Origin of the sequence: Mesorhizobium sp. M7A.F.Ca.US.002.01.1.1, assembly GCF_004022955.1 — a bacterium.
In the GTDB taxonomy this organism is placed as follows: Bacteria; Pseudomonadota; Alphaproteobacteria; order Rhizobiales; family Rhizobiaceae; genus Mesorhizobium; species Mesorhizobium ciceri.
Genome location: NZ_RZQE01001063.1, coordinates 1 through 443, shown reverse-complemented (window position 1 = coordinate 443; position 443 = coordinate 1). Strand labels below are relative to the sequence as shown.

General features: G+C 63.4%; 1 pseudogene. It reads right to left on the bottom strand.

From position 1 onward, the window contains the following. Positions 1-443 (bottom strand): annotated as a pseudogene (locus EN932_RS37710) (cyanophycin synthetase); the annotation flags it as partial.

The window sequence follows — 443 nt, the reverse complement described above, 5'->3', positions numbered from 1 at the left end:
CCCGGGACCGGCATTCACCTCTATGATGCCGCCGCCGGTCTCGCTGACCGGCCGGGAAATGTCAGGGCAGACGAAGTCGATCCCCGCAATGTCGAGACCGACGATCTGTGCCGCCCGCCTGGCGATCAGCGCGTTTTCCGGATGGATTTCATCCGTCCGGTCAATTGCCGTCCCGCCGGTCGACAGATTAGCGGTGGGTCGCAGGAGCACCATTTGACCCGGCGCTGGAACGCTCGAAAGCGTGAGCTGCGACTTTGACAGGAAATGCTCGACACATTCGTCGATCTCGATGCGGGTCAGCACCGAAGAATGGCCCTCTCCCCGTCGCGGGTCGTGGTTCGTCTCCTCGACGAGTTCGGCGACAGAACTCCGGCCATCGCCGACGACATGTGCCGGGACCCTCTCGGCAAGCGCCACCACCTTTCCTCCGATCACCAGGATCC